This window comes from Fructilactobacillus florum DSM 22689 = JCM 16035, assembly GCF_001436645.1.
In the GTDB taxonomy this organism is placed as follows: Bacteria; Bacillota; Bacilli; order Lactobacillales; family Lactobacillaceae; genus Fructilactobacillus; species Fructilactobacillus florum.
Window position 1 is genome coordinate 46,137 of sequence record NZ_AYZI01000002.1, and the last position, 18,357, is coordinate 64,493.

At 40.1% G+C, this 18,357-nt stretch carries 17 protein-coding genes; 14 read left to right on the top strand and 3 right to left on the bottom strand.

The genetic code is table 11. The annotated features are described in order from the left end of the window. The first annotated feature begins 36 nt into the window (after nucleotides 1-36). The 3 genes from FC87_RS01260 to FC87_RS01270 all read left to right on the top strand — a co-directional run bounded on the left by FC87_RS01260 (nucleotide 37) and on the right by FC87_RS01270 (nucleotide 3,040). Nucleotides 37-483: a hypothetical protein gene (locus FC87_RS01260; protein ID WP_009166972.1), complete on the top strand. Its 447-nt coding sequence runs from the start codon at nucleotides 37-39 to the stop codon at nucleotides 481-483. Nucleotides 484-585: 102 nt separating this feature from the next. After that, on the top strand, nucleotides 586-1,515 hold the full coding sequence (locus FC87_RS01265; RefSeq protein ID WP_040473217.1) for an alpha/beta hydrolase: 930 nt from the start codon (nucleotides 586-588) through the stop codon (nucleotides 1,513-1,515). A gap of 22 nt (nucleotides 1,516-1,537) precedes the next feature. Next, the gene (locus FC87_RS01270) at nucleotides 1,538-3,040 is read left to right on the top strand and encodes a glycosyltransferase family protein (protein ID WP_009166974.1); all 1,503 of its coding nucleotides are present in this window, start codon (nucleotides 1,538-1,540) and stop codon (nucleotides 3,038-3,040) included. Between the two features lie 55 nt (nucleotides 3,041-3,095). Here FC87_RS01270 and FC87_RS01275 read toward each other — a convergent pair whose 3' ends face one another. Next, nucleotides 3,096-3,881, bottom strand: coding sequence for a glucose 1-dehydrogenase (locus tag FC87_RS01275; RefSeq protein ID WP_040473222.1), 786 nt, complete (start codon nucleotides 3,879-3,881; stop codon nucleotides 3,096-3,098). Between the two features lie 176 nt (nucleotides 3,882-4,057). On the opposite strand from FC87_RS01275, the gene FC87_RS01280 reads away from it, so the two are divergent. Further along, nucleotides 4,058-4,405 carry an iron-sulfur cluster biosynthesis family protein gene (locus FC87_RS01280; RefSeq protein WP_009166976.1) on the top strand — a complete coding sequence of 116 codons (348 nt, stop codon included), beginning with the start codon at nucleotides 4,058-4,060 and terminating at the stop codon, nucleotides 4,403-4,405. A gap of 51 nt (nucleotides 4,406-4,456) precedes the next feature. Here FC87_RS01280 and FC87_RS01285 read toward each other — a convergent pair whose 3' ends face one another. Continuing rightward, nucleotides 4,457-5,143: a VTT domain-containing protein gene (locus FC87_RS01285; RefSeq protein WP_009166977.1), complete on the bottom strand. Its 687-nt coding sequence runs from the start codon at nucleotides 5,141-5,143 to the stop codon at nucleotides 4,457-4,459. Between the two features lie 123 nt (nucleotides 5,144-5,266). Continuing rightward, nucleotides 5,267-7,396: an AAA family ATPase gene (locus FC87_RS01290; RefSeq protein ID WP_009166978.1), complete on the bottom strand. Its 2,130-nt coding sequence runs from the start codon at nucleotides 7,394-7,396 to the stop codon at nucleotides 5,267-5,269. Nucleotides 7,397-7,717: 321 nt separating this feature from the next. On the opposite strand from FC87_RS01290, the gene FC87_RS01295 reads away from it, so the two are divergent. The 10 genes from FC87_RS01295 (at nucleotide 7,718) to FC87_RS01340 (ending at nucleotide 18,310) form a co-directional block, all read left to right on the top strand. Continuing rightward, nucleotides 7,718-8,710: an LCP family glycopolymer transferase gene (locus FC87_RS01295; protein WP_009166979.1), complete on the top strand. Its 993-nt coding sequence runs from the start codon at nucleotides 7,718-7,720 to the stop codon at nucleotides 8,708-8,710. Nucleotides 8,711-8,727: 17 nt separating this feature from the next. Beyond that, nucleotides 8,728-9,462 (top strand): cytochrome c oxidase subunit II, encoded by a 735-nt coding sequence (locus FC87_RS01300; protein WP_035421236.1) that lies wholly within the window; start codon nucleotides 8,728-8,730, stop codon nucleotides 9,460-9,462. 83 nt (nucleotides 9,463-9,545) lie between these two features. Then, nucleotides 9,546-10,742: a hypothetical protein gene (locus FC87_RS01305; RefSeq protein WP_156656514.1), complete on the top strand. Its 1,197-nt coding sequence runs from the start codon at nucleotides 9,546-9,548 to the stop codon at nucleotides 10,740-10,742. Next, the gene (locus tag FC87_RS01310) at nucleotides 10,735-11,517 is read left to right on the top strand and encodes a DUF4422 domain-containing protein (RefSeq protein WP_035421240.1); all 783 of its coding nucleotides are present in this window, start codon (nucleotides 10,735-10,737) and stop codon (nucleotides 11,515-11,517) included. Before FC87_RS01305 ends, FC87_RS01310 begins: the two co-directional genes overlap by 8 nt. Before the next feature lie 53 nt (nucleotides 11,518-11,570). Then, entirely contained in the window at nucleotides 11,571-12,689 is a 1,119-nt protein-coding gene (gene glf / locus FC87_RS01315; RefSeq protein ID WP_035421242.1) for a UDP-galactopyranose mutase, read from the top strand. Nucleotides 12,690-12,694: 5 nt separating this feature from the next. Further along, on the top strand, nucleotides 12,695-14,119 hold the full coding sequence (locus FC87_RS01320) for an oligosaccharide flippase family protein (RefSeq protein WP_035421244.1): 1,425 nt from the start codon (nucleotides 12,695-12,697) through the stop codon (nucleotides 14,117-14,119). Nucleotides 14,120-14,199: 80 nt separating this feature from the next. Continuing rightward, the gene (locus FC87_RS01325) at nucleotides 14,200-15,165 is read left to right on the top strand and encodes a glycosyltransferase family 2 protein (protein WP_035421246.1); all 966 of its coding nucleotides are present in this window, start codon (nucleotides 14,200-14,202) and stop codon (nucleotides 15,163-15,165) included. Between the two features lie 34 nt (nucleotides 15,166-15,199). Then, nucleotides 15,200-16,264: a glycosyltransferase gene (locus tag FC87_RS01330; RefSeq protein ID WP_051393768.1), complete on the top strand. Its 1,065-nt coding sequence runs from the start codon at nucleotides 15,200-15,202 to the stop codon at nucleotides 16,262-16,264. Nucleotides 16,265-16,280: 16 nt separating this feature from the next. Further along, on the top strand, nucleotides 16,281-17,267 hold the full coding sequence (locus FC87_RS01335) for a glycosyltransferase family A protein (RefSeq protein WP_035421247.1): 987 nt from the start codon (nucleotides 16,281-16,283) through the stop codon (nucleotides 17,265-17,267). A 17-nt stretch (nucleotides 17,268-17,284) separates the two neighbouring features. Further along, on the top strand, nucleotides 17,285-18,310 hold the full coding sequence (locus FC87_RS01340; RefSeq protein WP_051393769.1) for a glycosyltransferase: 1,026 nt from the start codon (nucleotides 17,285-17,287) through the stop codon (nucleotides 18,308-18,310). The last annotated feature ends 47 nt before the right edge of the window (nucleotides 18,311-18,357 follow it).

An 18,357-nucleotide genomic window follows, 5' to 3' on the forward strand; every position in this document is an offset into this window, starting at 1 on the left:
GGGTATGCTATAATGACGAAAATGGAGGTTTACGAAATGAATGAAAAAGTTAAGAAAAGTATGTTAGTACTCTACTATTTGTCTTTGATTACTGCAGCAATTGAATCGGTACTAGCGTTCCCCTTTTTCGGTGGAATTATCGTGTTGGTGATGTTGTACTTACCACTGATGGTTTTATTAGGTTTCTACATTGCTAGCTTGGTATTTTCAATCCAAACTCGGAATGAAATCCATAACCAGGAGATTCGGGAGATTTTAGAAAAAGCAAAACGGAATTATATTATCGGAATTGTGCTAACAGCGCTGGCTTGGATTCCTTTTTTCGGTTGGATTTCGCACATCTTAATGACTTTTCTGATGTGGCAACTTTATTTTAAATTTAATGAAATTCAAGATCAGATTTTACAAGGGAAAGTTGACTTAGTCGACGATATTCCCGCTGCGGATGTTAAGTCAGATTCAGATAATGAGAGCGATGATTAATCTAAGTGGTACGGAAGATGGACGGAAGATCGTTCGATAGAAGTTCAGATTAGAAATGCCCATGGAAATGGGCATTTTTATTTTAGAAAGAAGGTTTGCGAATTGAGACAGAGCAAGGAAACCAAGCGCAAACGAGTTTGGCCGCGAGTCCTAATTAGCCTGGTGGTTATCATCATAGTTGCAAGTTTAATCGCACTGTACTATCTATTTAACTTTGCTTTTTCAAGAGATGGGTTTAGCACGCAGCTAGGTCAGGGGGTCAATACGGAGTGGTATGATACCAACCCCTCGCAAACTTGGACGCAAAAGACGAAGTCAGGTTTAACGCTTAAAGCACACTATTTTGCAGCGGCACAACCTACCAATAAGACTATTCTAGTGGTTCATGGATATGGGGGCTCAGCACGTAGGATGAGTACCTATTTGCGGATGTTTCATAACGAGGGGTACAATGTTTTGGCTCCAGACAATCAGGCCTTTGGCGAGAGCCAGGGACGCTATGTTGGTTATGGTTGGCAGGATCGCACGGCGTTGGCTGGCTGGATGCATCAAATTAATCAATATAATCCCCACGGGGAAATTGGAATGTATGGGATTAGTATGGGGGCTTCGGCAGTTTTATTTACCTTGCCAAAAGCACCAGCAAATGTAAAATTTGCGATTGCAGATTGTGGTTATGCTAGCATTCAAGGAGAACTTGAATATGAATTGCAGCATCTGTTTCATTTGCCTACATTCCCAATTATTCCGATGGAGCGAATGTACTCACGGATTTTAGCGGGGTATGACTTTGCAGATGCAAATACCAGCCAGACGCTGAAACATAATCAAATCCCGCTGTTTATTATTCACGGTGATCAGGATCACTTGGTTCCCACCAGGTTTGCGTATGAAAATTACCGAAATAACGGCGGGAAGCAAAAGCAGTTATGGATTGTAAAGGGAGCAGGACATGCGCAATCAAAGCAGGTTGATCCCGAATTATATCAGGAAAAAACGGCTGAATTTGCGAAACGCTGGTTTGACCAATGATTTTGAAAGAAGCTGATGGGCGATGAAATTGAGTGCTTGCTTAAAAAGGCGACTGGCATGGTCGCAAATCATCACGTGGGGTTTTGTAATATGGACCGGGCTAATTTTTTTAGGAGCACTCAATGATACAAATCTTAATCCAGTTGGACTAACGTCGCTGATTTTAACCAGCTTGGGGACTGGGTTCATTTTTGGCTTTGTGATTTGGCGGTTCCAATTAGGTGTTCTAATTAAACGGTATCGCTGGTTCCTGACAGTTGTTGCAGTAGGTATTGCTTTGATTTGGCAGCTACTAGTTGTGACGCAGGTTAGTGCTCCAATAGGTTTTAGTGCGGGAGAATTGCAACGATCCTTACTCAACCCAGCAGTGGGACAGCACCTATTAGCTAGAAATCCTAGCAACTTTTTTCCGACTTATTTACAGCATTGGTTGTTGGTTCAATTCCACTTAGTACCCAGCTGGGTCAATCTCAATTTAATAAACTTGAGTTTCTTTGATTTTTCGCTATTACTAAATCTCATCACCGTCTTCTTGCTCAACCGCTCCACCCTAATGCCCTTAATTTGGGTTCAAAGTGGTTTAATGGTCACGATGATTCAAGTCATCGTTCCGGGAGCTGACATTATGGTGCTACCGTTTGTTTCTCTGTTAATGTTGGGTTTTGTTATCAATCGGACGCTCGGAAGGGATGGGCGTCTCAATGGTTGGCAACTGTTAGGCACCCTCGGGTTTAGTTTGGGCGCATTGGGAACGTGGTTGTTAAAACCGTCGGCACTGGTTTTGCTGGTGGCCATCGCTGGTTGGAGTCTGATGAAATTTTGGACAAGTTCGAAAAAGTGGTCATTAATTAAAACGGGGCTTTTTAAAGGACTAGTTTTTTTGCTGATTGTGACTTCAGGTGGAGTGGTTGCAAACCAAGTGAAGCAGCATAATGATTTTATTCAAATTACTGATCAACAGGAGCTCCCTCTCAGCCATTCATTGGCATTGGGATTGACAGCACCGGGCGGTTCAAATGTGAACCAAACTAAAAAAATGCGCCAGTTGGCAACAAAATCGGAACGAAATAAATATGCAGAAAAAATTATTTTCCATCAGTTACGAAATTATGGGATGGTGGGTTTAGGTCAATATTTTGTTACCAAAAATTATCATAATACCTCAGATGGAACTTTTGGTTGGTATCGTGGTGATCATCCCTATATTTCAAAACGACCTCAGCATAAATTACAACAACTCTACTATCGAACGGGAACCCATTTTCATGATTACCAGTTTTTAGCCCAATTATTTTGGGTTGCTTGTTTGGGTTTATTAATCTTAGGTTTTCGAGTTACCGGTTCGACCGTCCAGGTGCTACGCTTGGCTTGGATGCTAGGTTTGACCGTCCTCCTTTTGTTTGAAGGTGGTCGTAGTCGGCTGTTAATTCAATTTTTACCTGAATTGTTACTCTTGCTAGGACTAACTTATCAATCAGCCTGGCAAAAGTTAATGCGGTTGGCACATGTTTTTGTAACTAAATAGGCTTGACTACTGCTGTAGTCAAGCCTATTTAGTTAGTTACAATGGTTGGGGTTGTCTAACCTTGTCCGTCCTTAAACGCAGGGTACAAGGTCATTCCACCATCGATGTAAAGTGAGATCCCAGTTACGTAGCTGGATTCTTGAGAAGCCAGCCAAGCTGCTCCGGCAGCGACTTCTTCGGGTGTTCCCACTCGGTTCATTGGAACCATGCTGACGGTTTGTTGGTAAGTTTTAGCATCGCTAAATTTTTTCTCATTAATCGGGGTGTTGATAGCACCAGGACAAATTTGATTAATCCGAATATTCCTTTCGGCGTATTCCATTGCCGTAGTTTCTGTGAACAGTTTTACTCCACCTTTACTAGCAGCATAGCTCGCAAAGGTGGGCCAAGGAATTTGTTGGTGCACCGAGGAGGTGTTAATGATATTACCCTGTTTCCCAGTTTTTAGCCAGTAATCAAGCGCAGCTTTGGTACCTAGAAAGGTACCGGTTAAGTTAACTGAGATCACATTTTCCCAGTCCTGCAGTTCAACCTGGTCAGTCGGAAGTTTCTTCTCCATCCCGGCATTATTACAAAACACGTCTAACCCACCAAACGTCTGCACAGCTTTTTTCACAAGGGCATCCGCGGCGGCCTCATCACTAATATCTTGGGCAATGGTCACAGCTTGACCGCCGTTTTTAGTAACGATGGCAGCAGTTTCATCTGCGGCCTGTTGGTTTTTGTGAAAATTAATAACAACGTTCATTTTTTCTTTTCCGAAGCGAGCAGCAATTGCTGCTCCAATTCCAGAATCTCCACCGGTAATTACCGCCGTTTTTCCCGTTAAATCTTGATACATCACCATGTGCTCAACTCCTTGTTAGCTTTATTGCGCTAAGTCTATCATAATTGATGGGTTAAACAAAGGGGGCACTCGCAAAAATCGATTGTGAGCAAGATATTTGCACTTCGGAGCACACATGTTACTATATAAAAGTAAGTTATTCGAATTTATCAATCTAAGGAGGAATTATCATGAATTTACAAATTACTGATGAAGCGCTGAAATACATTAAGGAGCGGTTGCCCCAAGCCACTGCGTTCCTATTAACGGCAGACGATGGTTCTAATCAATATTCGGCTGGAAAGGGTAGTGCTTGTAACGTTGGCGATTCCTTTCAAGTAGTTGGGGTTAATCAGGTCGATGACCCCTACACTATCAAGTTTGATTGCGATCAGGAAGCTCGCTTCTATACGAGTCCGAACGACCAAACTTTCTTTGGGAAGGGGCTTAAGGTTGATATGAAAAATAACTGGCTCGAATTGAAAGATAATAGCGGTATTTTAGATGGACAACTAACGACTAATAACGCAGTTAAATAGTAATAGTTTAAAAAGAGCCCCTGTGCTGAGACGCAGGGGCTCTTTTATTTGCTAAAATTGATCATTAACAAGGTTGGTCAGCAACCAATTAGCTGTTAACAGAAAGATTGCTAACAGTAAGACTAAGAGGACTAGTTGAAGTGGATTCCATTTTAATAAAGCGTTGCCACCTAACGCATAGATTAGAGAAACTGGAAAAGTTCCGAGCATCGCCGTTAGTGTAACAAGTGGTCGACCAAAGCGTTGTTGCACATTAGCAGCTTGAATACTTACAAGTGACGAGGGAATGATGGGAATCGAATAACCAATTACTAATCCCATCAACGGATTCTTGATTTTGCGAAGGTGGGTTGCAAAATGATTATTGCGATAGCGAGTTTCAATGTCAGTTTTTAAAAAACTGATTAGTTGAATGGTCACGATGTTTCCCATCCCAATTGCTGTCATGTTAACAATGCTGCCGCCCAAAATACCAAAGCACAGACCGGAGAGAATCCCAAGTAACATTACTGGAACCCCAGGAATGGCGGTTCCAAAAAAGATTAGCAACCAAACAAGGATTAAATCGGACCAGCCGTGTTGGCGGATGGCAGCAACGGCTTGCTGATGCCGGTTGGGATTTAGAAATAGTTTAATTTCTGGTTTGTAGCTCTCATAAATTAAAATTAGTAATCCAAGCACGATGATTAGGGCTAGGAGTTTAATCAAGATTAAACGATGCTGGTGAAGTAGCTTCATGAGATCCTTTCTACAGAAGTCTTGAGGTAGTATTGTTATCATATACCGAGCTGCCTATTTTTGGCAATTAAGAAAAAACAACCCCTTCAGCATGAAGAGGTTGTTTTTTGGAGCTAAATTTAATTATTCTTCAGTTCTAGCCTGAATCTCAATCCTTGTTTTGTCATCGTTTAAGACAGCGGTTAGTTTTTTAACATCTTGGTGGTCGAGATAGAACATCGCAATTTTATCACGTAACTGCTGTTCGATGACTCGTCTGAGCGGACGAGCACCCATGGCCTCGTCGTAACCCTGCTCCATGAGCCACTCTTTAACAGCGGTTGAGACAGTAATTGACATGTCTTTTTGCGCTAAAGTTTGATTAAGATCGGTAATCATCAAATCAACAATCTTGCTCAGATCATCTTTAGAAAGATGACTAAACTCAACGATTGCATTGAAACGGTTCAAGAACTCTGGACGGAAGTAAGGCTGGAGCCGATCCATTAATTTCTGGTTCTGATCGTCTGCTTTTGAGAGGGCTTCGTTGCCAAACCCAGCATTTGAAGTGGCAATAACAACGGTGTTTTTGAAGTTAACAACATTACCCTGACCGTCGGTTAAGCGCCCATCGTCCATGACCTGTAATAATAGGGTAGTAACCTGCGGATTGGCCTTTTCGATTTCGTCTAGTAAGACAATCGAATAAGGATTTCTTCTTACTCGTTCAGTTAGAGTGTTGCCGTTGTCATTGTAGCCAACGTAACCGGCAGAGGCTCCGATTAATTTTGAAACCGCAGTTTCGTCTTGGTATTCCGACATATCTAGCCGAATGATGGAATCCTGGTTGTTAAACATGTCTTTGGCTAGCTGTTTAACTAATTCCGTTTTTCCTACTCCAGTTGGTCCGACAAAAAGAAATGATCCAATGGGGCGATTACCTTCGTCAAACCCAGCTCGGTTTCTGCGAATAGCATTAACGACGGCGGTAACAGCCTCGTCTTGACCGATGATGTGAGCTTTTAGCCGAGCATCCATTCCCTTGAGCCGTTCCATGTCATTAGCACTCATTTGTGAAACGGGAATGCCAGTCAGACGCTCTACGGATTCAGCAATGTCAGCAGGCTGAGCAATGGGAGTCTCTGACTGATCCGATTCACTGCTTAGTTGTGCCTCTAGCTTGGAAATCCGTTCTTTATCTTTGGCAGCGGCCTCATAGTTTTCGGCCTTAGCATCTTTTTCTTTTTGCTGTTTAGCTGCTGCTAACTCTTTTTCTAAGCTAACTTTATCAGTGACTGGATGTTTAGCAGCCAAGTGAGCAGCCGTCATATCAATCAAATCAATTGCTTTATCGGGGAGCGATCGCTGTGGAATGTATTGTTCAGAGTAGTCAATTGCCGCTTTTAAGACGTTATCTGGCAATTTGACTTGGTGGTGTTCCTCGTATGATTTGCGAATTCCCTGCAAAATGGCGAAAGTAGTTTCTTTGCTAGGGGCATTAACAGTTACGTCATTAAAACGACGAGCTAACGCAGCGTCCTTCATGATGGTGTTGCGGTATTCATCTTGGGTAGTAGCACCAATGATAGATACTTCTCCGCGAGAAAGGGCTGGTTTTAGCATGTCAGAAAGTCCTTTGCCACCGTTTTCATCGCCAGTTGATCCAGCACCAACAATCTGATGAATTTCATCAAAGAAGAGAATGACATTTTTACGTTCCTGCACTTCTTTAATGAGGTTTTGGACGTTCTTTTCATAAGAGCCTCGGTACTGAGTACCCGATTCTAGTGCCGAAAGATCGATGGAAATGATATCCTTGTCCTTAATGGCAGCAGGAACATCGCCACCAACGATTTTTTGCGCCAACCCTTCGACAATTGCAGTTTTACCAACACCAGCATCACCGACTAAAATTGGGTTATTTTTAATTCGTCTACTCAAAATCTCAGCAGTTTCTTGAATTTCCTGATCTCGACCAATCACTGGATCGAGTAAGTCTGCTTTGGCTTCTGCGGTTAGATTACGACCAATTTGATCTAAATAGCTTTTATTTTGTGGTTTATTTTCCAAGGGCTGATTCTGATTGTGGCGTCCGGCTTGTCCAGGAATTCGACCGGTACGGCGCATCTCAGCAACCTGTTCAGGAGTTAGCTCATGTCCATTAACTGTGTAACGGGTATTAGCATCATTCCCAACATTTCCAAAAAAGCTGTTGAAAATATCATCCATACCATTGCCACCAAAGGGGTCGTTACCAAAATTATTGTTTGCCATAAGTAATCCTTCTTTCTCAATTTAATTTCAAAGTGATTGTAATGTTTCACAACCATTCCTTGATTTCAAAATTAATTATAACCCCTCAAAGTGAATAATGAAAGTGTTTTACCTCATAAAGTCAAAAAAGGTCAAATTTTGTGAAACATTAAAATGCGAAAACCCTGCTGGATAATGGGTGTTAGAGGACGGGCAGCTTTTACTACCGTGAGTCACTGGGACGGTTAAAATATCAATAAAGTTGGTCGCATTTTGTAAAATTGAGTTAGTTTTGGTAGACTTTAATTATTGTGAATATGATCTTTATGAAAAGAGGAAACCATGGCAGATAGTCGAATCCAACGTGACCAAGAACGACACCACCGGTCACACAAGCTCAGGAACACGATTCTCATCATTATTGCAGTTATCTTGATTGGTGGCGGTTCCTTTGCAGCTTATAAGTATATGATGCTGAAAAATGCAGCTGATAAATCTTACAAGAGTGCTGGAATCGAGAAGGAACGAAATACGGATGCCTTACTTCGCCAGAAAAAACCGATTTCAATCCTATTAATGGGGACTGATACGGGAGAACTTCATCGTAGTTATAAGGGACGGACTGATACGATGATGGTGGTCACGATTAATCCGAAGACGGAAAAAACTTTAATTACTAGTATTCCTCGGGATACAGCGGTTAACATCCCGGGTTATCCGGCCCAATCACCAGCCAAAATTAACGCTGCCTATGCTTATGGTAGTGCTAAAACTTCGATCGAGACGGTGCAAAAAATGCTTAACATCCCGATTGATTATTATGCTCTGATTAATATGCGGGGCTTGGTCCAAATTGTTGACCAAGTTGGCGGGGTAACGATTAGTCCTCTTCTAACCTTTGACTACGAGGGCTATCATTTCGAACACAATCAGCCAACTAAAATGGATGGTAAAAAGGCCCTCGCCTATTCGCGGATGCGATATAGTGATCCCTTGGGAGACTTTGGTCGAGAACAACGCCAGCGTCAACTTTTACAGACGATTGTTAACAAAAACGGAGCAGTTTCTTCAATCATGAATCAGGGCTTCATCAATTCGCTTTCAAAAACCACGCAAACGGATCTAACTTTTGGTGATTTGACTAAGATTGTTGCCAAGTATCATGATGCTCGTAGTGAGATTCAGGAGACGTATCTAAAGAATCAAACTGGACGGGAAATTAACTATCAAGAAATGGAAGTGACCCCACGGTCTGAACTACAAGCAGCTACCAACAAGATTCGTGAAAGTTTAGATCTTCCTTACAAAGAAACTGGAAGCATTGCCATACATTAGATTAGGGTGGGATTAAAGTGGAATATTCAAAAGTAGATTATTTAATGTTTAAACTAAGTCACCTGTTCGATGGGAAAATCTTTATTTTATTGGTTGCTTTGATTATTATTGCTGGAGTGATTGTGTTTTTCACTTATGATTACCGCAATAATGGACCATTTTTAGCTGAGGAAGCGGATCGAAAAAAACAGAAGGGTCATTCTAAAAAGATCAAACGGACGGAGTTACTTTTGGCAATTATTCCAATTGCAATGGTTTTGGTCTTATTTGGTTGTCGAAAAGCTTTCTCACAAGCAGCAGCGCCTGACCAGTTAGTGGCTGGTGAAAAAGTTAAGACGGCTGCGGTTGGACGAGTTGCGGTGATTGACAGTAATTTAGGTAAAATAAAAATAGTTAACCAAAAGTATCATCTAAACAATCCCATTATTGCGCAGGTTAATAATCAAGCCATCTCACCAGAATCTGATTATATTCCGCCTTTTGGTGGAACTACGATTAGTAATAAACAGTTTTTGAACTTGCAGGTCGGTGATTATGTCAAGATCAAGGTTAGACCACTCGAATATAAGTATCGTAACCACGCTGATTATGCTAAGGATGACAAAATGGTTACCAAGCTAAGCGTTATTAATAGCGCAAATGTAAACGGTGCGGTGATTAAGGTTCAGCAACGCCAGCTAACTAATCGGGAAATCTCCCAACTTAATCCAGAACAGCCCGTCAATAGACCACAAACTGTTTCGAACTATTAAACGATAGTTTAGGAACTGTTCTTTGTGGAGAGGAATCGCAATTCATGATAACTGATTTAATAAAAAAAAGAGACAGTAATAGAATGATCCTTTTGAGAGAAAGATTAGTTTGTACTTTCTTTGGAATTTATACATTTCTAATGTTCTCTTCATTGGTATATGCGAACTGGATTAAGCCATATGATTTTATGTTCAGTCCGCTTCCTAAAATTGCTGCCATTGTTTTAATCGTTGGGTGCTGTTTAAGCGTGCTCATGAGAACAGCTAGCCAATCTTACTTTGTGTATTTTTTTCTAATTTTTCTAGGCCTGTTGGTAAAGCAAGTCTCAACCCTGGCATTCCCGCTGTGGTTTTTTGTCATGCTTTTAATGGTTAGCAAGGTTGATTTCAGTAAATTAGTTAAAGTTTTTTTCTATGTGAATGGGAGCTTAACCTGCGTCACAATTGTGCTCGGATATTTTAATTTAATTCCAACATTTTTTTCACCTCGTGGAATCGCTCCAGATGGGACCGTTTTGTTACGGCAAGCGCTTGGATTTAACTGGGTAACACTACCAGCACAAGTCTTTTTTTACCTGGTGCTAGCCTACATCATGATTAAAAAAGGGAAACTTAGTTTTTTTGCTTTAGCTATAATTTCGGGAATAAGTTTGTTCTTGTATGTCGAAACTAATACGAGAAATCCATTTATTTTAGAAATTTTGATTGTGTTGATTTTTTTACTACTAAAGAGTCCCTTGCACCACTTCTTAATGCGGATTTTTCACAGTAAATTGTTTGGTTGGACGGGTATCTTGATTTTCCCAGTACTAACTTTTCTATCAGTATTTTTTGCCACCATTGGAACTAATGGTGGTTTTATGAAAATTTTTGATCACTTGATGTCTGGAAGATTTGCATTAGCACATCAAGGGGTCGAGCGATATGGTATTAGTCTGTTTGGAAAGCAAATCATTTTTAATACTTACCGTCCTGATCGCCCCCTCCGCGGAAGTTACTTCTATCTAGATAATTCATATATTCAGTATCTCTTGAATTTTGGGTTAATTATGCTGTTTATTATTATCTTGCTAATTTCACTTGCACTTTACGTGCAGTATCAGGGCAAAAAATGGTACGTATTGTTAATTTTTATTTTAATTGCACTTCATAGTTTTAGCGATCCACAGTTGATTTATCTACAGTATTCTCCATTCATTTTGATTATTGATAGTGTAATCGATCGGGTTCGATTTGATTTTCCAAACAAGGTGCACTGGAGGATGATCAGCAGTGAATAATAAAATCTTAGTAGCCACGCACAAGGATGCTCCCATGCCGACTGATCCCGTCTATCTTCCGGTTTTAGTTGGTGCGGATTTTAACCAGGTTGATAGTCGCAACTATCAACCTGATAATCAGGGCGACAATATTTCGGCACAGAATCCCAACTTTAACGAATTAACCGCACTTTATTGGGCTTGGAAAAATCTGAAGCAAGTTGATGCCGTGGGGTTAGTACATTATCGTCGATTGTTCAGCACAGGACATCAACGCTCATTGGAGAAAGTTTTGAGTACAGCTCAAGTTGAAAAACTGTTAGCAAAAGCGCCCGTGGTAGTCCCCAAACGACGCCACTACGTTGTAGAGACGATTTCTTCGCATTACGTGCATTCACACTATAAAGAGCCCCTCATAATGACGCGAGAGGTGATTGCTGAGCAAACTCCTCAGTATCTGTCAGCTTTTGACCAGGTAATGAAGAGACGATCAGCGCATATGTTTAATATGTTTATTATGAAAACCAGCTACTTCAACGATTATTGTGAGTGGTTGTTCGGAACGTTATTTCAAGTACAGGCACGAATTGATATTAGCAGCTACTCGGCACAAGAAGCACGGGTTTTTGGATATCTATCAGAGATATTATTGGATGTGTGGCTAACCACTAATCAGGTTAGCTATGTAGAGTGCAATTGGATTCAGTTGGGGGACCGCCAGTTGGTCAAAAAAGCCATTGGATTTTTAAAGCGTAAATTTGCTAGTGATGTCGGTCAGGATGTTACGCACTACTAATTGATTGGTATAATTAAAACTAGGTACGATTTGAAAACTTTGAGGAGAAACTAATGACAGATTATTTGGTGGTTGGCTCAGGACTCTTTGGATCAACTTTTGCATACGAAGCAGCTAAGCGTGGGCACCACGTTGAGGTGTTAGAAAAACGTTCACACGTTGCCGGAAACATCTTCACTAAAGAAGTTGAAGGAATTCAGGTTCATCAGTATGGAGCCCATATTTTCCATACCAAAATGAAAGATATATGGGAATATGTACACCAGTTTGCTGAATTTAATAACTATATTAATAGTCCGGTAGCGAATTATAATGGTGAAATCTACAATCTACCCTTTAATATGAATACTTTTAATAAATTATGGGGAGTACAAACACCAGCGCAAGCTCAAGCAAAAATCCAAGAACAAAGGGAGCACGCCAATGTTCCGGCCCGGCCTACTAATCTAGAGGAACAGGCTCTTTCGTTAGTTGGTTCTGACATCTATGAAAAATTAATTAAAGGCTACACAGAAAAGCAATGGGGTAGAAAAGCAACGCAACTTCCTTCGTTTATTATTCGTCGAATTCCCGTACGGTTTATTTATGACAATAATTACTTTAGTGACCCCTATCAGGGAATTCCAATCGGTGGGTATACGCAGATTGTTGAAAAAATGCTGGCAAATGATTTGATTGACGTTAAATTGAATACGGATTTTTTTGCCGATAAAGAAAAGTATCTAAAATCTGGAAAGCGGATCATTTTCACGGGAATGATTGATCAATTTTTTGATTATCAATTGGGCGAATTGGAATATCGGAGTTTGCGCTTTGAAAGTGAAGTACATGATGTTGATAATTTCCAAGGGAATGCAGTGGTAAATTATACTGATGCTGAGACTCCTTTTACCCGTGTGATTGAGCACAAACATTTTGAATTCGGCAAGGGAAATAAGGGTAAGACGGTTGTTACTCATGAATATCCGAAGACTTGGAGTCGTGGGGATGAGCCTTATTATCCGATTGATGATAAAAACAATCGCAGTTTGTACAAAAAATATACAGAATTAGCGACCCAACAAGCGGATAATGTTGTTTTTGGGGGTCGGCTTGGTCAATATCGGTACTATAATATGGATCAGACCATTATGTCAGCCTTACGATTAATTAAAACTGAGTTTGGGGATTAGCCAAGATGCGCGTCGTTAAAAATTATTTATACAATGCTGCTTATCAAATTTTTGTTTTGCTAGTACCATTGCTGACCACACCTTATTTGGCACGGGTTTTAGGTCCGCAAGGGGTTGGAATCAATGCCTTTACCAATGCAACGATTCAGTATTTCATTATTTTTGGAAGTGTCGGAGTAGCTCTTTATGGTAATCGGCAAATTGCCTATGTTCGTGGTGATCGCCAGAAATTAACCAATACATTTTATGAGATTTTTTTGATGCGAATGATTACTATTGGAATAGCCTTTCTGGCCTTTTTTGTTTTCCTGACCTTAATTCATAAAAACCAGATTTATTATGTGGCACAATCATTTTCATTATTAGCAGCTGCCTTTGATATTTCTTGGTTTTTCCAAGGGGTTGAGAACTTTGCAGTTACAGTTTTACGAAATTTTGTTGTAAAGATCATTACGTTGATAAGTATTTTCACCTTTGTCAAGTCCTATCATGACCTAGCACTGTATATTTTAATTTTGTCGTTGTCATTGTTAATCGGTAATCTAACGCTTTTCCCTAGTTTAAAGAGATATATTGGCAAACCTGATTGGGCTAACTTGCACTTGTTTCAACATCTTGCTCCTTCACTCGTTTTATTTGTTCCAGAAATTGCGACCCAAATTTATCTGTACGTCAACAAAACGATGTTGGGAGTCTTTACGAATTACACACAGGCGGGCTTTTTTGATCAGTCCGATAAGATTGTGAAGCTTTCTTTAGCGGTGGTAACGGCGACTGGAACTGTAATGCTACCGCACGTTGCTAACGCATTTCAGCGAGGCGAACTACAGCAGGTTAAAAAATATTTGTATACTACGTTTGAATTTGTGACCTGTTTGGCAGTTCCGCTGACGTTTGGAATTGCGGCGGTGGCCCATTCCTTTGTCCCCCTGTTCTTTTCGCCAAAGTTTATGCCAGTAATTCCGTTGATGATGTTAGAATCAATAGTTGTGTTATTGATTGCTTGGAGTAATGCGATTGGGGTCCAATATCTGGTTCCGACTGGTCAAAATCGAGCTTATAATTATTCGGTTATTTTAGGTGCGTTGGTAAACATTTTTGCAAACGTGCCCTTGATTTTACTGTGGAGTTCCGTGGGAACAGCCCTAGCAACGGTTATTTCTGAAGTGGTCGTTACAGGGTATCAATTGTATGCGATTCGAAATCAGATTAATTTACGGCAACTTTTTGCCGGTTATCTCAAATACTTAGTGGCCGGGTTAGTCATGTTCATAATAGTGTTTTGGCTAGATTTGCGGTTGCCAGACACGTGGTTAATGTTAATGATTGAGATTATCGTTGGGATTTTGACTTATCTCATTTTGATTTTAATTTTGCGTCCAAAATTAATAGACAGATCCCTTAGCATGATTAAAAATCGGCTAGCATAGGATTATGAAAGGCATTCCAAGGAATGTCTTTTTCGATAATAACCGGTTTTTTGATTAATGAGGGGTAGGAGGATGGCACTTTGGATAAATATGATGTTAGCTTTATTGTTACCACTTATAATTCTGTAAATACGCTGGAACGGCTGTTTACTTCAATTGTTGAGCAACGTGCCAAGCCTTCATTTGAAGTTGTTTTTGTTGATGATGGGTCCACTGATCAGACTGGTCAGTTGATTAAGCACTATGTTACTCAGTATCCAAATGTAAGTGCTTATTTTCAAAGTAACCAAGGGCCATCAGCTGCTCGTAATCGTGGCATTGCAGCAGCGGCAGGAACGTTTGTTACTTTTGCTGATGACGATGATGAATATGCTCCATCATTTCTTCATGATGCCTGGCAAGCTAGTGCTACCAAAAAACTGGTCATCACTGGAATTAGCAGGATTACTGGGGCTCATCAAGTAGAAGAACAGACAAAACCAGCGACGCAGGCAGCGACGAGTAAGACTAAACTGTTGCAGGCTTATCTGGTACATAATCAGGAAATGGACGTCGGCCCTTGGGCCAAATTGTATGATAGACAGCTGTTACATGACCAACAGCTGCGCTTTGCGAATCAAGGACGATTCGAAGATAGCTTGTTTAATTTATGTTTTCTAGAACAGTTGGAGCCAAATGAGATTGGTTTTGTTAATAAACCAGAGTACTTTTTATATAAACGATCTGGATCTCTGACAAACTCCTATGAACCGGAGCTAGAGAAAAAATGTACAACTTATGTTCATCAAGTTGCCAAGATCGTAGGAAACCCGGATCTTCCAGCATATTTTTCTAGTTTTGAGTTACGCATGGCTCTGTATTTTATCAATCGAAATATTTTAACCAATCAGGATTGGTCTGCCCGTGCTCAATCAGAAGTTTTGGGAAAGAGAATTACTATCCAAGCCCTTCGGTTTTTAACCAAACAGTATCAAGTAGCAGCAATGCTCGCATTTATCTTTCCACGACTTTATATTAGAATGTATAAGAAAAGGAACGGAGTTTGATGGCTGACGGTATGATAAGGACGAGGAACTTTTAATGAAGAAGCAGCAGATCGCATTTGTTTGTAATATTGATCCCGGTGGCATTACAACGGTTATTTCTCACTTAGCTGCGAGTCAATCTATCAAAAAAGAATTTGAATTATCTCTCTTTGTTTTTAAAAAATCTAGTTATCACAGTAAGGTGCAGCAACTTAAAAAACAAATGGCAGTCGATAATCAAGGGACGACAACCCTAATTAAAAATGTCTTTAGGCTGACTAGTTTTTTACGATCCTATCAAGGCGCAGCGGTCGTTTTCCTAGGTCCATTACAAATTTTAATTGCCCGAATCATTAAAATAATGTTTCATAAGAAGTATCAAATTATTTCATGGTTACAGGTTTCAGCAGCTGATCCAGGGATTGGAAATAAAATCCGAGCGCTCAAATGGGCCGATCAACATTTAGCGATTTCAACGGGAATTAAGGATGAATTAATGCATTTAGGCATTGCTGAACGTAAAATCCAGCTAGTTTACAATGCGGTCCCTAGGAGGGAACGTACAATTCGTCCTAACCCCAAGCAGTGTACTTTGGTATACATTGGGAGAATTTTTCTTGATGGTCAAAAGAACTTGCGAGGGTTGTTAACTGCGCTAGAAAAGGTTCCAGGAAATTGGGAGTTGCAAATTTTTGGTGATGGACCTGACTTTATGGATTTGCAACAATTCATCGCCCAAAGTTCCGTACTTGGTAAGCGAGTTAAATTAGCAGGGTGGGTTGCGGATCCATTTGGTGAATTACAATCTGCAAATGCGTTGTTATTAAATTCAAACTATGAAGGCTTTGGTCTGGTTTTAGCAGAAGCCATGAGTTATGGAATCCCTTGTTTGTCAACGGATTGCCCGGTTGGACCTAATGATATTATCAAGGATAATATTAACGGGTATTTGTACCCGATTTCTGATTATCAACAGTTTCAGCAAAAACTAGCGACCATCGTTAATGGGAAAAAAAGATTCGTTCCAGCAGAAGTTAAGGCATCAATTGCTTTTTTATACGATGATCAATATGATCGTCGGTTTATTCAAGCATTACGGCGCATGTTATCTAATAGCTAAGAGAAGGGGGGACAAGATGAGTACAGGGAAAGTTGATGTAATTATCCCGGTTTTTAATGGGTCCCAATATCTAAAAGAATGTTTAGACTCAATTGAATCACAAACATACCGAGAAATTCATTTGATTATCGTTGATGATTACTCAGATGATGATTCGATTGAGATTATTCATCAGTATCAGCAACGTTCAGCCTGTCAGGTGACGTTGTTAAAAAATGATAAAAACATGGGAGTATCGTATTCAAGAAATCGGGCTTTAAAATACCTTGAAGGTCAGTACGTCACTTTTATCGATGCTGACGATGTCTTAAAGCCACACCATTTAGCAACCCTTGTGAACTGCCTAAAATCATCGCCGGCACGGATGGCTGTCACAGGCGGTGGGAGTCATTTAATTATTAATCCCAAAAATATTAAGCGAACTAAAACATACGCTTTTTCAGATGGTCTTTGTGAAATTCTTGGTGCTCGCGGGGTTGAAGGTTACCTTTGGAACAAGATGTTTTACGCCGAGGATTTACAGCGTTCAGGGATTGAATTTGATAATGATATTTTTATGGGGGAAGACTTGCTGTTTGTTTGTGAGAACTTTTTGTTTTTGCGAGCACCACTAATTTATCATCCGCCGGTAACCTATTACTATCGACCTAACCAAGCAAGTGCAATGCGTAAGCAATTGGATAAAAAGGGAGTCATTGCCAAGGGAGATAATTGGTTAGTAACCTACCGAAAAATATTTAAATTATTACAACCGCAGCGTGCTAAGCTTGATCAGAAAGTGATTGATTTGGCGACAACTCAGTATTTAGCTTCAATTAACGATTTAATTAGCAATTTGGTTGAGGTGGGTGAACTGCAACGAGCGCGACAGTTTCAATCGGAGTATTTTAAATTTCGAAAGCACTTAGTGGCTAGAGTCATGTTAAGCCCCTATTTTTCAATCAAACGTAAGGTAAGCATTGCGCAAAAAGTGCGTAGAAATTATTTGTTGTTTAAAAAATAGAATTTTTGGTGAGGTTAATGGCTAGATATATAATTGATGTGGCAAGAAGCGAATCAAATGACGGTGATCATAAGCCCAAACTCGATGTCAGCCGAATTTTGCATAACCAGCTTGGTTTTACAACGATTTATTTAAAAAAATACCAACATAGTAAAATTGATCAACATTTTTTGATTGATCACCGAATTCATGCTAAATTAGCTGGACTCAAACTAAATTCTAATGATGTAGTGTTAGTTAATTATCCGCTCTACAGTGGTGCTAAGTTTTCGACACATTTATTAAACTATTTAAAAGAGCATCGAGTCCGAACGATTGCCTTAATTCATGATTTAGATTCCCTCCGATTTGCATGGAGTATTTTTGGGACATTAGAGCAAGAAGCGGCATATTTGAATCAGTATGATTACGTAATTACGCACAATCAACGGATGACTGCGAAACTCCAATCAGTTGGATTAACGACCGAGACGGTCGAGCTAGAATTATTTGATTATTTAAGTAATGCCAAAAGCCAAACTAATTCGGAAAGCTATAAAAATAATTTAACCTTTGCTGGTAATTTAAATAAGGCAACTTTTTTACAGGATTTCCAAGTCCATGCTCCCCTGCATGTTGATTTATACGGTAAAACTAATAATCCCCAGCAGCTAGAAGCATCTTTAGATTATCATGGAAGCTGTTCACCAGAAGAACTAGCAAGCAAAATGGGCCATGGCTTTGGGCTAGTCTGGGATGGAAAGCAAACTAGTGAAATTTCTGGATTGTTTGGGAACTACTTAAAATATAATAATCCATATAAAGTATCCTCATATTTCAGTGCTGGGATGCCTGTCATTGTCTGGGAACAAGCAGCAATTTGTGAGTTTGTTAGGAAAAATAATGTTGGTATTAGTGTTGCTGGTTTAGGGCAGCTCCAGGAAAAAGTTGCTCAAATCACTTCCTCTCAGTTTACTGATATGCTACGAAACGTGAAGCACATCAAGCAAAAAATTAACGCTGGTGAATATATTACTACTGCAGTTAGTAAATGTATGGAATAGTTGTGAAAAAAAGCTTGCATTAAAAATGCAAGCTTTTTTTGTCAACG

Bases quoted from the DNA above. Each gene is read 5' to 3' on its own strand.
- FC87_RS01260 (WP_009166972.1), top strand. From the start codon at position 37: ATGAATGAAAAAGTTAAGAAAAGTATGTTAGTACTCTACTATTTGTCT.
- FC87_RS01270 (WP_009166974.1), top strand. From the start codon at position 1,538: ATGAAATTGAGTGCTTGCTTAAAAAGGCGACTGGCATGGTCGCAAATC.
- FC87_RS01275 (WP_040473222.1), bottom strand. From the start codon at position 3,881: ATGTATCAAGATTTAACGGGAAAAACGGCGGTAATTACCGGTGGAGAT.
- FC87_RS01280 (WP_009166976.1), top strand. From the start codon at position 4,058: ATGAATTTACAAATTACTGATGAAGCGCTGAAATACATTAAGGAGCGG.
- FC87_RS01285 (WP_009166977.1), bottom strand. From the start codon at position 5,143: ATGAAGCTACTTCACCAGCATCGTTTAATCTTGATTAAACTCCTAGCC.
- FC87_RS01290 (WP_009166978.1), bottom strand. From the start codon at position 7,396: ATGGCAAACAATAATTTTGGTAACGACCCCTTTGGTGGCAATGGTATG.
- FC87_RS01295 (WP_009166979.1), top strand. From the start codon at position 7,718: ATGGCAGATAGTCGAATCCAACGTGACCAAGAACGACACCACCGGTCA.
- FC87_RS01305 (WP_156656514.1), top strand. From the start codon at position 9,546: ATGATCCTTTTGAGAGAAAGATTAGTTTGTACTTTCTTTGGAATTTAT.
- glf (WP_035421242.1), top strand. From the start codon at position 11,571: ATGACAGATTATTTGGTGGTTGGCTCAGGACTCTTTGGATCAACTTTT.
- FC87_RS01320 (WP_035421244.1), top strand. From the start codon at position 12,695: ATGCGCGTCGTTAAAAATTATTTATACAATGCTGCTTATCAAATTTTT.
- FC87_RS01330 (WP_051393768.1), top strand. From the start codon at position 15,200: ATGAAGAAGCAGCAGATCGCATTTGTTTGTAATATTGATCCCGGTGGC.
- FC87_RS01335 (WP_035421247.1), top strand. From the start codon at position 16,281: ATGAGTACAGGGAAAGTTGATGTAATTATCCCGGTTTTTAATGGGTCC.
- FC87_RS01340 (WP_051393769.1), top strand. From the start codon at position 17,285: ATGGCTAGATATATAATTGATGTGGCAAGAAGCGAATCAAATGACGGT.